At 62.3% G+C, this 13072-nt stretch carries 12 protein-coding genes; 6 read left to right on the forward strand and 6 right to left on the reverse strand.

Annotation, left to right across the window (positions count from 1 at the left end; translation table 11 throughout):
• Positions 1-24 precede the first annotated feature (24 nt).
• The 5 genes from GA829_RS27195 to GA829_RS27215 all read right to left on the reverse strand — a co-directional run bounded on the left by GA829_RS27195 (position 25) and on the right by GA829_RS27215 (position 4970).
• Complete coding sequence (locus GA829_RS27195) at positions 25-831, reverse strand: ABC transporter permease (RefSeq protein ID WP_195175656.1); 807 nt, start codon at positions 829-831, stop codon at positions 25-27.
• A gap of 4 nt (positions 832-835) precedes the next feature.
• Positions 836-1669, reverse strand: a complete 834-nt coding sequence (locus GA829_RS27200) for an ABC transporter permease (protein WP_195175657.1) — start codon at positions 1667-1669, stop codon at positions 836-838.
• A 7-nt stretch (positions 1670-1676) separates the two neighbouring features.
• Entirely contained in the window at positions 1677-2792 is a 1116-nt protein-coding gene (locus tag GA829_RS27205) for an ABC transporter substrate-binding protein (protein WP_195175658.1), read from the reverse strand.
• A gap of 66 nt (positions 2793-2858) precedes the next feature.
• Positions 2859-3953, reverse strand: coding sequence for an ABC transporter ATP-binding protein (locus GA829_RS27210; RefSeq protein ID WP_195175659.1), 1095 nt, complete (start codon positions 3951-3953; stop codon positions 2859-2861).
• Positions 3954-4043: 90 nt separating this feature from the next.
• Positions 4044-4970 carry a LysR substrate-binding domain-containing protein gene (locus GA829_RS27215; protein ID WP_195175660.1) on the reverse strand — a complete coding sequence of 309 codons (927 nt, stop codon included), beginning with the start codon at positions 4968-4970 and terminating at the stop codon, positions 4044-4046.
• 82 nt (positions 4971-5052) lie between these two features.
• Between GA829_RS27215 and GA829_RS27220 the strand changes: the two genes are divergently transcribed.
• From GA829_RS27220 to GA829_RS27245, 6 genes are all read left to right on the forward strand, one after another.
• On the forward strand, positions 5053-6645 hold the full coding sequence (locus GA829_RS27220) for a zinc-binding metallopeptidase family protein (protein WP_195175661.1): 1593 nt from the start codon (positions 5053-5055) through the stop codon (positions 6643-6645).
• A gap of 16 nt (positions 6646-6661) precedes the next feature.
• Positions 6662-7594 (forward strand): dimethylarginine dimethylaminohydrolase family protein, encoded by a 933-nt coding sequence (locus GA829_RS27225; protein WP_195175662.1) that lies wholly within the window; start codon positions 6662-6664, stop codon positions 7592-7594.
• Between the two features lie 251 nt (positions 7595-7845).
• Positions 7846-9999 carry a transglycosylase domain-containing protein gene (locus GA829_RS27230; RefSeq protein ID WP_195175663.1) on the forward strand — a complete coding sequence of 718 codons (2154 nt, stop codon included), beginning with the start codon at positions 7846-7848 and terminating at the stop codon, positions 9997-9999.
• Between the two features lie 100 nt (positions 10000-10099).
• Positions 10100-10684, forward strand: coding sequence for a DUF1214 domain-containing protein (locus GA829_RS27235; protein ID WP_195175664.1), 585 nt, complete (start codon positions 10100-10102; stop codon positions 10682-10684).
• Complete coding sequence (locus GA829_RS27240; RefSeq protein ID WP_195175665.1) at positions 10677-11225, forward strand: DUF1254 domain-containing protein; 549 nt, start codon at positions 10677-10679, stop codon at positions 11223-11225. Before GA829_RS27235 ends, GA829_RS27240 begins: the two co-directional genes overlap by 8 nt.
• Positions 11226-11684: 459 nt before the next feature.
• Positions 11685-12737 carry a DUF2336 domain-containing protein gene (locus GA829_RS27245; RefSeq protein WP_195175666.1) on the forward strand — a complete coding sequence of 351 codons (1053 nt, stop codon included), beginning with the start codon at positions 11685-11687 and terminating at the stop codon, positions 12735-12737.
• On the opposite strand, the gene GA829_RS27250 is transcribed toward GA829_RS27245, so the two are convergent.
• Positions 12724-13071, reverse strand: a complete 348-nt coding sequence (locus GA829_RS27250) for a DUF1491 family protein (RefSeq protein WP_195175667.1) — start codon at positions 13069-13071, stop codon at positions 12724-12726. The two genes, GA829_RS27245 and GA829_RS27250, sit on opposite strands and share 14 nt — an antisense overlap.
• Between the last annotated feature and the right edge of the window lies 1 nt (position 13072).

The following is a 13072-nucleotide window of genomic DNA, read 5'->3' on the forward strand; positions in this document are numbered from 1 at the left end:
TCCGGGCTCTGCCCGGTCCGCCAATCAATGGGCAGAGCGCAACCTGACAACAAAGCTGCGGATTGCCAAGACCAGAACCGTTATCAAAATGAGGATCACGGACAGCGCCGCGATCGCCGGATCAATATTGTCGCGCAGGCCCATCCACATGAGGCGGGGCAAAGTGATCGCGTTGACGCTGGTGATGAACAGGGTGACGCCGATTTCCTCCCAGGAGAGCACGAAGGATAACAATGCCGCGGTGATGATGCCGAATTTGATGTTGGGCATGATGATCCGCGTGGCGCGTTCCCAGACCGTGGCGCCGAGGCCACGCGCGGCAAGATCGATGCGTCGGTCGAGCTGACTGAGCGAGACCAGCATCATCACGGTGGCGAAAGGCACCGTCATCACGGAATGCGCCATGGCGACGCCAAGCCAGGTGTCGTAGCCAAAGAACGAACCGAGGCCGGATATCGATGTCAAAAGGAAGTAGAGAGTGATCGCGGAAACGACCGGTGGAACGACCATCGGCAGCAGCACGAAACCGACCAGAACCGCGGTAAAGCGAGGCTGGAACATCCAGACGCCGAGGCTGAAGCAAAGCGCCAGAACAGTCGAGAAAGCGCTGCTGACCACCCCAATCCGAATGCTGAGCAGGATCGAATCGATCCAGCGTGGGTCCTCGATCAGCGCACGGTAGTGGCGCAGCGAGAGCTCGCCCGACGGCATCGCCAGCATGCGGCTGGGCGTCAGCGATACCGGGATGACGGCCAGTAGCGGCATCAGCAGGAACAGCGCCACGAAAGCGGCTATGATCAGTGTGGCGGGGCCTGGGCGATATGTCGGCATCTGATCAGACCAATTGCTTCGGCCGCACGTAGCGGAACAGCAGCGCCATCAGCGCGCCGACGAACAGCACCAGCACCACGCTTATCGCCGCCCCCAGGCCCCAGTCCGGGCTCTGGAAGATCCTGAGATAGATCAGTTCGGCAACCATCACGCTGCGGCCACCACCAAGGATCGCCGGAGTGACGAAAAAGCCCAGTGAAAAGACGAAGACGATGAGTGCTGCACCAATGATGCCGGGCCGGGTCATCGGCACGAAGACCGACCAGAAGGTACGCATGCGGCTGGAGCCGAGGCCGCGCGCCGCCAACAGCACGCGATCGTCGAGGCTGCGCATGGCCGACGCCAGCGGAAAGACCGCGAAGGGAATGAGGAAATGCGTCATGCCGACAATGACGCCGAATTCGTTGCGCACCAATGTCAGGGGTTCGGAGATGAAGCCGAGTGCCTGCAGCCAGGTGTTGATCAAGCCGCGGTTGGAGAGCAGTGCAACCCAGCCAAAGGCGCGGGTGAGAACCGATATCCAGAATGGAACCAGGATGCAGAACTCCGCAACGAGCCGCTGTGCCGGGGTTCCGCGAACCCAGACGACGGTGATGGCATAAGCGGCGGTAACCGAGACCAGTGTGACGATGGCGGCGATGCGCAGCGTCCGGATGAACACCGACTGCACCAGTTCGTCCGTGAGCAGTGCATCATACTGGCCGAGCCCCGGCGTCGGCAGCGTGAAGCTCCATTTGACGACGCCAAGGAACGGCCAGGCGTAAGCGAGGCCAAGAAACAGGAGCAGCGGCGCCATCATCAGCGCCGCGCCCATCCTGTCGGAAAGATAGCTTCTCATGCCCTTGTCAGGCGGAGATGATCTTCGTGTATTCGTCGAGTGCCGCCCCGTAATTCTTGGCGTACCAATCCATGTCGAGAGCAATCTGCTTCTTCATGTTTTCCGGGTCGACGGGGTTGATGCGCTTCTTGTCGGCGGGGATCAGCGCGTCGGCGGCCGGATTGGCCGGGCCTTGGCCGAGCTTGTCGAACATCACCAGCTGTTTCTGCGGATCCTGGGCGCTGGCGATGAACTTCATCGCCGCGTCCTTGCCGCCCGGATTGCCCTTGATCACGGCGAGAGCGCCAGGCGAAATCAGGCCCTGATCCCAGATGAACTTGATCTTGCCGCCGGAATCCTGCTCGATCAGCGAGGCGCGCGTCGACCAGACGATGGCCATGGAGGCCTCGCCGTTGAGCAGCACGCTCTGGCTTTCCGCGCCGCCGCCCCAATAAGCGACCACGTTTTCCTTGAAGGCAGCGATCTTGTCATGCGCGCGCTTGAGGTCGAGCGGATAGAGCGAAGCCGGCGCGATGCCGTCGGCAAGCAATGCGGCTTCCCAGCTCGACACGCCCCATTTGTAGAGCGAGCGTTTGCCGGGGAATTTCTTCACGTCGAAGAAATCGGCCATGCCGGTGGGCGCGTCCTTGCCGTACTTCTCGGAATCGTACGCGATGACATAGGAGAAGAAATAGGTCGAGGCGGCATAGTCCCAGCCGAAGCCCGGGCGCATCTTTTTCTTGTCGACGATGTTGTAGTCGATCGGCTCGAGCATGCCTTGCGCACCAAGTGTGATGGCCGAGAACGGATCGACGTCGACGAGATCCCAGGTCGGCGCTCCGCTCTTGAACTGTGCGGCGATCGCGCCTTCGGTCGGGCCGGAGCCATCCATCTTGACGGCAATGCCGGTGTCCTTGGCAAATGCCTGGCCATAGGCGGCATCATAGGCCGTGATGGCGTCGCCGCCCCAGTTCACCAGCACCAGTTCCTTTGCCGCGGCAAAGGCGCCGGTCGAGCGAAGCAGCATCGGCGTGCCAGCCAGCACAAGTGCTGCAAGCTGTGTGAATTGCCGGCGCGAGATTTCACCGCGGCCTGCCCTGCCGGACAAGGTCTCGATGGCTTGTTTCTTGGTATCGTTGGTCATGTCAGTTCCCCTTATTGTTGTTGGTCGTACCGGATAGTGGTGTGCGAAGGTTCGCCGCACCGATCGTCATTGGCCTCCGTCCGGAAGGAGGAAACCCTTTTCCGCCGGCCAGGTGAGCCATACGGAGTTGCCCTTGCTCAGCGCGTCGGCGGCGACCTCGTTCGGCACGGAGACCGTCACCTTCGCGCCTTGCCGTGTCGTCAGATCGAGCCGTGTAGCCGCACCCAGGTAGGTCGAGGCGGTGGCGGTAGCGGCGATGCCGTTCTCATCGGCTGACGCTTCGCGAGCGATCGACATGTATTCAGGCCTGATCGCCAGGATCGCATTGCTACCCACGGCTTTGGCGTTGCCGCGAAGGCTGATGGCTCGGTCCTCGCACAGGCCGGTGGCGCCATTGTCCTGGCAGCGGACATCCTTGAGCGCCAGCATGTTGATTTCACCGAGGAACTCGGCGACGAAACGATTGGCCGGCCGGTCATAGACCTCGTCAGGCGCGCCAACCTGCAGCAATTCACCGTGATTGAAGATGGCCACGCGCGACGACAGCGCCAGCGCCTCGCTCTGGTCGTGGGTCACGAATACGAAGGTGGTGCCGGTCTCCTGGTGCAGCCGCTTCATCTCGGCCTGCATCTGGCCACGAAGACCTTTGTCGAGCGCGGAGAACGGTTCATCGAGCAAAAGCACACCCGGTTCGAACACCAGAGCGCGCGCCAGCGCGACGCGCTGCTGCTGGCCACCGGACAACTGCGCCGGCAATTTCTTCTCGTGGCCCTTCAGCCCCACGCGTTCGATCATCTCGCCAACAAGGCGCTTGATGTCGGCGGCCGATTTCTTGCGTACCTTGAGCGGGAAAGCGATGTTGGCTTCGACCGTCATGTGCGGAAACAGCGCGTAACCCTGGAACACCATGCCCGCGGCACGCTGCTCCGCCGGGCGGTCCGTGATGTCGGTGCCGTCGCTGAACAAACGACCTTCGGTGGGTTGCACGAAGCCGGCCAGGATCATCAGGAAGGTGGTTTTGCCAGAACCGGATGGCCCAAGCAGGGTAAGGAACTCGCCACGACCAATGTCGAGCGTCAGATTGTTCAATGCACGGAACGAGCCAAAGCTCTTGCCGATCCCGATTGCCTTGATCTCTGCGGCCCGGCCGGGTTGCTGCATCCTGCCTGTTTCCTCAGTTTCTATCGAAATCGTAGGCAGCGCGCGGCTTCACCGCAACCGAATAGTTTTCGCCGGATCGGCAAATTCCATTCATCTGTCCGATCGGTGGCGGCCTTGATCGGCCTTGCCGTTCGCGTTGCTTTCCGAGAGCCTTGATCGCAGCCATCCGCCGAACGCCTCCAGAACCGGGTGGTTCGCCTTGGCGTGTTCTGAAACGAGGAAGTAGGAACGCGGCGATTTGATCGAGATATCGAAGGGGCGCACCAGCCTGCCCTCGGCCAGCGCCTTGCCGCTGGTCAGTTCATCGCCCATGGCCATGCCCTGGCCGGCGATCGCGGCCGAGAAGACGAGGTTCATGTCGGAAAAGAAGATGCCGGCTTCAGGATCGGGATTCTCGACCTTTGACAGCGCCAGCCAGCGCGCCCAGTCCTCCGTGTCGCCCAGATGCAGGAGATTGGCGCGTAGCACGTCGGCTGGTTTGGAAAATCCGCCAACCTTGTTGAGCAGCGTCGGGCTGCACAGCGGCGTGAAGGAAATTTCGCACAGCAGCTCCGCCGCCCGGTTCGGCCAGTTGCCGACACCAAAGGCAATAAAGGCGTCCGCCTCGGCATTGCTGACATCGTCCAGCCGCCGCGGCGTCAGGATGCGCAGCGCGACATCGGGATAGAGCTGCCTGAACTCACCGATATGGGTACACAGGAACAGCGAGGCGAAACCCGGCGTGCAGCTGATGCTGAAGGAGCCGCCGACGCCGGTGCCAGCATGACGCGTCACCGCGTCGCCGAGCACGGTCAGCGCCTTGCGCACATCGCTGGCGTAGCGCTGGCCACGCGGGGTCAACGCCACGCCCTTGCCGATCCGCTCCAGAAGATCAAAGCCGAGATCGCGTTCGAGCAGGCGAAGCTGGTGGCTGACGGCGCTGCGGGTCAGATGCAACTCATCGGCGGCGCGCCATACGCTGCCGTGACGGGCAAAACTGTCGAGCGCGCGCAGCGCCTGTGTCGATGGTATGCGCAAGATGCCTCAGGTGAACCGAATTTGCATGAGCCGGGAAAACATATCACTTTTTGGCGAAGCGCTTCACTGCTTTCTTTGACTGATGGAGAAAACGGCCATCACCTCGGCGCAAGCGACAGCACTTGCCTGTCTCGACGACATCCAGCCGTCGCTATCGTTCTGGACGCGGACGATTTTCGATTTTGGCGAGACCGCATGGCGTGAATACCAGTCGGCGGACTGGTATGTGAGGTTGCTGAAGCGCGAAGGCTTCTCCGTCGAGGAAGGTTCGGGTGGCATGCCCACGGCCTTCTGCGCGCACTGGACCAATGGCCCCGGGCCGACAGTCGGAATGTATGCCGAGTATGACGCGGTGCCGGGCAATTGCCAGGACGCAGCGACGATCAAGCGTCCACGCCCGGGCCTGGGCGAACATGCCGGCGGCCATACCGACCCGCATTCAGGTCTCGGCATTTCCGGCCTCGGCGGCTTGCTTGCGACCAAGGCAGCGATGCAACGTCACGGCATCGGCGGCACGCTGCGCTTCACTGGCGAGCCGGCGGAGAAGGTGCGAGGGTCAAAGCCGATCCATGCGGCGAAGGGCTATTATGATGGCCTGGCCGGCATGATCTCCTTCCATCCCTTCTACATGCTGCCGCTCTGCAACACGGCGCGCTGGGATACGCATTGTGGCGCGGCCTACGCAATGATCTATCGCTTCATCTGCGACGAACCCGAAAATTGGGTTCGCGCAGGCGATGGCGCACCGATCCCGCAAGCGCATTCCGCCGTGCGGGCACCGGGCGCCAACGACGCGCTGATGATGATGTACATGGCCTCGAAAGCGCTGCGCGATTCCATGCTGCCGCACCAGGGTGGCTGGTCGATCAGCGAGGCGATCCTGACCGCCGGCCAGGCGACGGCCGACAATCTGCCGGCCGGGCTGGCGGAGATTCAATACATGATCCGCGTTCCGACCCTGGCCATGGCCGAACAGGTCACCGCCATGCTCGATCGCAACGCGGAGGCAGCGGCCAAGTTGAGCGGCTGTCGTCATGAGCGGCACTGGGTCTCCAAGTCGCGGCCAGGGCTTGCCAATCACGCGATGGCCGATATCGCCTACGAAGCGTTGTCGACTGTCGGGCCGCCGCGCTGGGACGAGAGGGCCAAGGCAATCGCTCGCGAAATCCAGGTCAATGCGGGCGGGGTAGCGACGGACGAGCCCTTCATCGCCGAAATGGAGCGGCTGATCGCGCCGCGGGACGCCGAAGCCATCCTGCGGCGCGACCTGCCGCCGTCCCAGATCAATTCCACCTCGGACGATTACACCGACATGTCCTGGCACACGCCGACGGCGCGATTCTACGTCGCTCGCCCGGCGCTGCGATCAGCCAATGGCAGCGCGTATCCGTCCTGGGTGATGAACGCACTTGGAGGCATGGCGGAAACCATCGATCCGATGGTGATCTGCGCCGCCAAGACGATCGCGCTCGCGGCACTGCGGCTGCTCGAAGACAAGGCCGCCCGCGATGCCGCGATGGACGAATTTGTCTCCCGCACAGGCGGTGGCATCGGCGGCACGAACTGGATCGCGCCGCTCTGCGACTACGCCCCGCCAATTCATTTCCGCTGGCCGGAATATGTCACCACCTCGCGCGGGCGGGACTGGTGGATACCGAGCAACCAAGCCGCATGATGACGAGGAAAAACCCATGACCCTGCATGACCGCATCGTCGCCGAGCCATTTTCACTCCAGCGCCGGAACCCTGCCGGCGGCACCAAGCCATTGACGGCCTGGGCCTTTGCCAATGAGACCGACGTGCTGACCGACGTGCTGCTCGGTTCGCCTAACTTCCTGCGCCATCTGTCGACCAGTTCGCTATCGCGCAAGCATCTGCGCGAAGCGCCCTGCAACGTCCAGATCGCCCAGGCGCAACACAAGGACCTGGTTGCGGCCTATGAGCATTTCGGCGTCAAGATCCATTGGCACGAGCCGACGCCTGAACTGCCAATGCAGGTCTACTCACGCGACTCCAGCGTCATGACGCCCTACGGCGCGTTCATCACCGCCATGGCCAACTGGTGGCGGCGCGGTGAAAACTATGCCGCGATCCGCACCTATGAAAAACTCGGCATCCCGATCTATGACATGGTCACATCAGGCACCTTCGAGGGCGGCGACTTCAATGTCATCGAGGAGGGAGTGGTTCTGATCGGTTGCGGCGGCGCCCGCACACAGGAGGAAGGCGCACGCCAGGTGCAGGCCTGGTTCGACAAGGAGGGTTGGGAGACCCGCCTCGCCTTCATCGACGAGTATTATGTCCATATCGACCTGATGGTGGTGCCTATCGCGGAAAAGCTCACCGCCGTCTGCCTGGCCTGTACCGAACCGGGCATTGTCGACTGGCTGAAGGGCAAGGGTCACGAGATCATAGACGTACCGTTCCAGGACACGATGGCACTCGGCTGCAACTTCATGTCCCTCGGCAAGGACCGGGTGATCGCGCCGACATCGAGCCAGTCGCTGATTGGCCAGCTCAAGGCGCGCGGCTTCGAAGTCGCGGCCATCGACATGAGCGAAATCTCAAAGACCGGCGGCGGTATCCATTGCATGGCGCAGGCGCTGAAGCGCGAGCCGGCCTGATCTGGCCAGCAAAATTCCGTCAGGGCGTGGCGATCGATCACGCAAGCGGCCCCCGGGGGCGCCTGGTAGGCAGAAGCGGCTCCTCGGGTGCGGGGTGCTTCAGCCCGCCCTGCCCCCAACAAAGCTTCCGGTGTGGCCCCGCCGCCCTTGTGAGGATCTTCAAAATGGATGAATAGTCTTGGCTGGTGCGCCGCCCTGAAATTGCCCTCTTGCAGTCTTCAGGTCGAGCCATCGCCTAGCCGGATTTCCGAATGGCCAGTCCTGAACCGCGCAAGAGAAGAGGTCCGATCGCCGCATTTTTGCTGGCGATAGACGCATGGGTCGATTCCTCGCTCTATGAGATCGGGTTCAAGGCGCGCCAGTTCTGGGAGGCGGCGACGATCTTCTCGCGGCGATTCCGTGTCACTGGCTGGCGCCGTGGCATTATCGAGATCCTGAGCGAAGGCTTCACTCTCGGCGCCGGTGGCACCGTCGTCATGCTGGCGCTCGCCATACCGGCTTTCCAGGACACGGCTGGTGACTGGCGCGCCCAGGGCGACTTTGCCGTCACCTTCCTCGACCGCTACGGCAATGAGATCGGTCAACGCGGCATTATCCAGCGCGACTCTGTGCCGGTCGACGAGATGCCCGACCAGGTCATCAAGGCGGTGCTCGCAACCGAGGATCGCCGCTTCTTCGAGCATTACGGCATCGACGTGCTTGGCCTGTCGCGCGCCATCTTTGAGAATGTGCGGGCGAATTCCGTCGTGCAAGGTGGCTCGAGCATCACCCAGCAATTGGCCAAGAACCTGTTCCTGACCAATGAACGCACGTTCGAACGGAAGATCAAGGAAGCCTTCCTGTCGCTGTGGCTCGAGGCCAATCTGTCGAAGAAGGAAATCCTGCAGCTCTATCTCGACCGCGCCTATATGGGCGGCGGCACCTTCGGCATCGAGGCGGCGGCGGATTTCTACTTCGGCAAGAGCGTCAAGGACCTGAACCTCGCCGAGGCAGCGATGCTCGCCGGCCTGTTCAAGGCGCCAACCAAATACGCACCGCACATCAACCTGCCAGCGGCCCGCGCGCGCGCCAACGTGGTGCTGTCCAACCTTGTCGATGCAGGGTTCATGACCGAGGGCCAGGTGCTTCAGGCGCGACTGCATCCGGCCGATGTCGTCGATCGTGGCGAGCAGAAAAGCCCCGATTACTATCTCGACTGGGCCTTTGACGAGGTCAAGAAGATCGCGAAACCGGGGCAGCACTCGCTGGTTGCCCACACCACCTTCGATGCCAACATCCAGAAGGCGGCGGAAGAATCGGTGGAGTTCCATCTCCGCCAGTTCGGCAAGGAGTACAACGTCACGGAAGGCGCGGTGGTCGTTATCGAGACCAATGGCGCGGTGCGGGCGATCGTCGGCGGTCGCGACTACGGCGCCAGCCAGTTCAACCGTGCCACCAAGGCGCTGCGCCAGACCGGCTCGTCCTTCAAACCCTATGTCTATGCGACGGCTATGGAGCACGGCTTCACGCCGAACTCGATCATATCGGGCGGGCCAATCAGCTGGGGCACTTGGTCGCCGCACAACTATAGCGGCGAATCGGCTGGCAACATCACTTTGATCATGGCGATGGCCAAGTCGATCAACACCGTGCCGGTGCGGCTGGCAAAGGACTATCTCGGCATCCCGCCGATCAAAGCGATGGCGGAGTCGTTCGGTGTCGAGTCGCCGCTCGAAGCGCACAAGACGATGGTGCTGGGCACTTCGGGCATGACCGTGATGGACCAGGCGACAGGTTACAGCGTGTTCGCGCAGAATGGTTTCGTCGGCTCCCGGCACGGCATCACGCAGTTGGTGACCCGGACAGGCGATGTTGTCTATGACTTCGCCAAGGACGCGGTGCCGCCGCATCGGGTGCTGTCCGAGCAGGCGCTGAAATCGATGAACACGATGCTGGCCGCCGTGCCGGTGATGGGCACCGCCCGGCGGGCCCAGCTTCCGAATATCGTCGTCGCCGGCAAGACCGGCACGACGCAATCCTACCGTGACGCCTGGTTTGTCGGTTTCACCGGCAACTACACGGCGGCGGTGTGGCTGGGCAACGACGACTTCTCGCCAACAAAGAACATGACCGGCGGCTCCTTGCCGGCGATGGTTTGGCAACGCCTGATGGTCTATGCGCACCAGAATATCGATCTGAAGCCGATCCCCGGCATCGACAAGCCCTTTGTCGACGAGGAGATCGCGGCCAAGGCCGGGGAAGCGGAAAAGAAAAATGCCGAACAGGCAGCGGCTGATGCGGCCGCCGAGAGGCCGCCTGTGCTATCCAGCCGAACCACGCAGGTGCTGAAGGATATGACGGCGTTGTTCCGCTCGGCGCCAAGCATTGGTGCGCCAGTCTCGCCGGAAACCTTGTCGGCGCTTTGATCCGCGCGCCGCGCGCGGGCAAGGCAAATCCATCGCACCGCTTGCCATTGCCCCCTGCGGCGCGATATCCCCAAGCAGCATTCTCTCTTCCCGGCGCTTCATGCTCAAAAACGCATTCCTGATGCTTGTCACGCTTGCCCTTGCCATTGGCGGCGGCGGCGGCAGCGTCTGGTATGCGCTGAAAATCCAGGATGGTGTCGGCGCGATCAGGATCGGTCAGTGGACCGCTTTCCCCGACATCGGCACGCCGGCGGCGGATCCCTATTCCAAGGCCCGCGTGGCGCGCGAAGGCGTGCTGGCGCTTGGACGGGCGGAGGGACTGTCCTTCGTCGCCGAACGCGACAGTGCTGGCGAACAACTCAAGCGCGAATGTGCCTACAAAATAGTAGGCGGATTTCCGACAGCCCGGTTCTGGACCCTCTACGCGGCCGATCAATCGCTGGGCGTGATCCAGACGACGAAGCCGAGGCTCGCGGCCCTTCAGTCGTACCAGGTCCTGCGCCAACCCGACAACTCGGTGATCATCTCGGTCAGCAAGCGTCCATCTCCAGGAAACTGGCTGCTTTCGGACGGTTTCGGCAGGATGTATTTCGTGCTGACATTCTACGACACGCCTATCGCCAGCAGCACCGGTCTTTCGGATGTCACGCTGCCACTCATCACCAAGGTGGGTTGCGATGCGTAGGCTGCTTCACGCCATCCTGCTTGGGCTGGTTGGCGCCGGCATCGTGCACATCGTGGTGCTGCTTCTGGTTCCGGAATTTTCCGAACGCGATGCATGGTCGCGATTGTCGATGGCTTCCGATCTCTACAAGATTACCAGGCTCGACGCCGAAGCCGGTGGTGCGCCCGTGGTGAAGTCAGTCGATCCGCTGTTTTATGCCACCGCTTGCCGGTTCGACCTGACTGACGGGATGGTGCGGGTCAAGGCGCCGGGCAATGTCCCGTTCTGGTCGGTCTCGGTCTATGACCGCAACGGGCACAACATCTATTCCTTCAACGACCACACCGCCACGGGCCGCGTGCTGGATGCAGTCGTGCTGACACCGGCGCAAATGATCGAAGTCCGCAAGGATCTTCCCGAAGACCTGCAAGGAGCGATCTTTGTCGAAGCGCCGATTGACGAAGGCATATTCGTCATCCGCAGCTTTGTGCCCGATGACAGCTGGAAGCCTATCGTCTCGCGCTTTCTCGACCAGAGCTCGTGCGAACTGCAGGATTTCTAGCCGCGCCCGATATCAACCGGACCCGCGATAAACCGGGTCTTTGCTATCGATTTACCGAATCAGTGATGCGGTACAGGTGTGTTCCGCGGCGATCCAGGTTTGTCGGGACCGCCTGGCCGCGCGTCTGTTACACGCGAGCGTTCGTAACGGACGCCTGGAAAAATGATCACCGCCGCCGGCGTGCCGGTGTTCTGGCTTGTTCGGTTGGTTGCCGCAGTTCGCGGCACGAAAGACAGTACCATGCCCATGGTTCGCGCATTCCTCTCGGTTTCCCCGGAGCACAACGCAACGCCTCCAAATATGATTAAGGACGCCAGAGGGTTAACGGAGCGCTAACGGATCGCCGCTAATTTGATCTTTGTTCCAAGGTCAGGACATTCCTGACCAAGGCCAGCGCGAAACCGGCACCATTCCGGTCGAGTGTGGTCGAGCGTGTGTCGAGTATCGGGCGTATCCTTCGTGTCATCTTCGGATTTCAGACAAATCGGCATACGGGCGGAATCGGGAAAGGCCGAAAGGCTCTTCCGCGCGGCGGTGTCGGCATTCTGCTCGCTCACCCGGCCCTCGCGCCGCGAGATCGGTCAACTGGAAGACCTCACACTGCCGCTGTTCGACGATGTTTCCGTCGAATCGCGCCGCTATGTCGCCGCCGCCCTTTCCGAATGTGAATATGCGCCCGCGGCCCTTGTGCGTCGGCTTTGCGAAGAACCTGTCGACATCGCCGCCCCGCTGCTCATCCGCTCGCGGGCGCTCAGCGACATCGATCTCATCGCACTGATCGGCCGGCACGGACTGCCGCATGCCCGGGCCATCGCACGGCGTCCGGATCTGAATTCGACCATCGCCGATCTGATCAAGGCCCTTGAAAGGCCGACGCTTGTACGGGTCCGCCCCCCGGAAGCGGCCGCGAAGGTTGTGCCGGAACATCGGCAAGTCGACATCAAGGCCGACTTGCCCGCTCCCGCGACAGAGCAGTCCCCCGGCCTTGCCTCCGAGAACGCACGGCGCCGTCTGCGGTCGATGATGCGGACCGGTGATCAGGAACCAGGCACATCGATCAACTCGTTTGCCGGCTCCGGGGCCTACGTGAAGCTGCGCGAGACGGCGCTGACAGGAAACGCGGCGTTCTTCCAGACCGCGCTCGCCGATGCCCTCGATATCGATTTTTCAACTGCGCGGTCGCTGACCGCGAACCAGAACTATGCCGCGCTGCTTGCCGCCTTGCGGGCGCTGGACCTGAGCGAAGACAGGGCATTCCTGATTACGGTCGCCGTCTATCCGGCGCAGTTTCCGCATCCCGAGGCTATCCGGATCTTCCTCGACCGTTATCGCCTGTTGCATCGCGACGCGGCGTTGGACAAGGTCCGCAACTGGAAGGTCGAGGCCGTGTCGCGAGCCATCCGCGAAGCGGTGCCGCTGCTGGCGCCCGCCAATGCCGACACGCCGAAAGCGTCGAACAGCGACGATGCCGGGGTAGCCGGCTCCAGACCCGCCAACCTCAAGGCATCTTGACGGAAATAAGCTCTTCGATCGGAACAGCGCCGGCCTCGATCTCGACAACCCAGATGTCGGGGTCGAATTTTTTCTCGCGCTCCAGCCGTGCATCAAGCACAGCCGCATCATCGCCTGAGCCAAGCAGACTGAAGAAGCGGTCGTCGGGCTTGGCCGAATCGTAGCTCGTCTGCGGCGCTGGTCCAAACAGAGCCACATCGCCCAACCTGCCGCGTGTCATCACGAAAACCGCGCCGGCCTCCGCCGATCCGCGCTTGACCACGGCCGCGAAGCCACCGGCGCCGAAAACCCGGCGCACAAGGGCCGACACCCAGAAATCGGTGGTCACACGCATG

The sequence above is a fragment of the Mesorhizobium sp. INR15 genome, assembly GCF_015500075.1.
GTDB lineage: Bacteria > Pseudomonadota > Alphaproteobacteria > Rhizobiales > Rhizobiaceae > Mesorhizobium.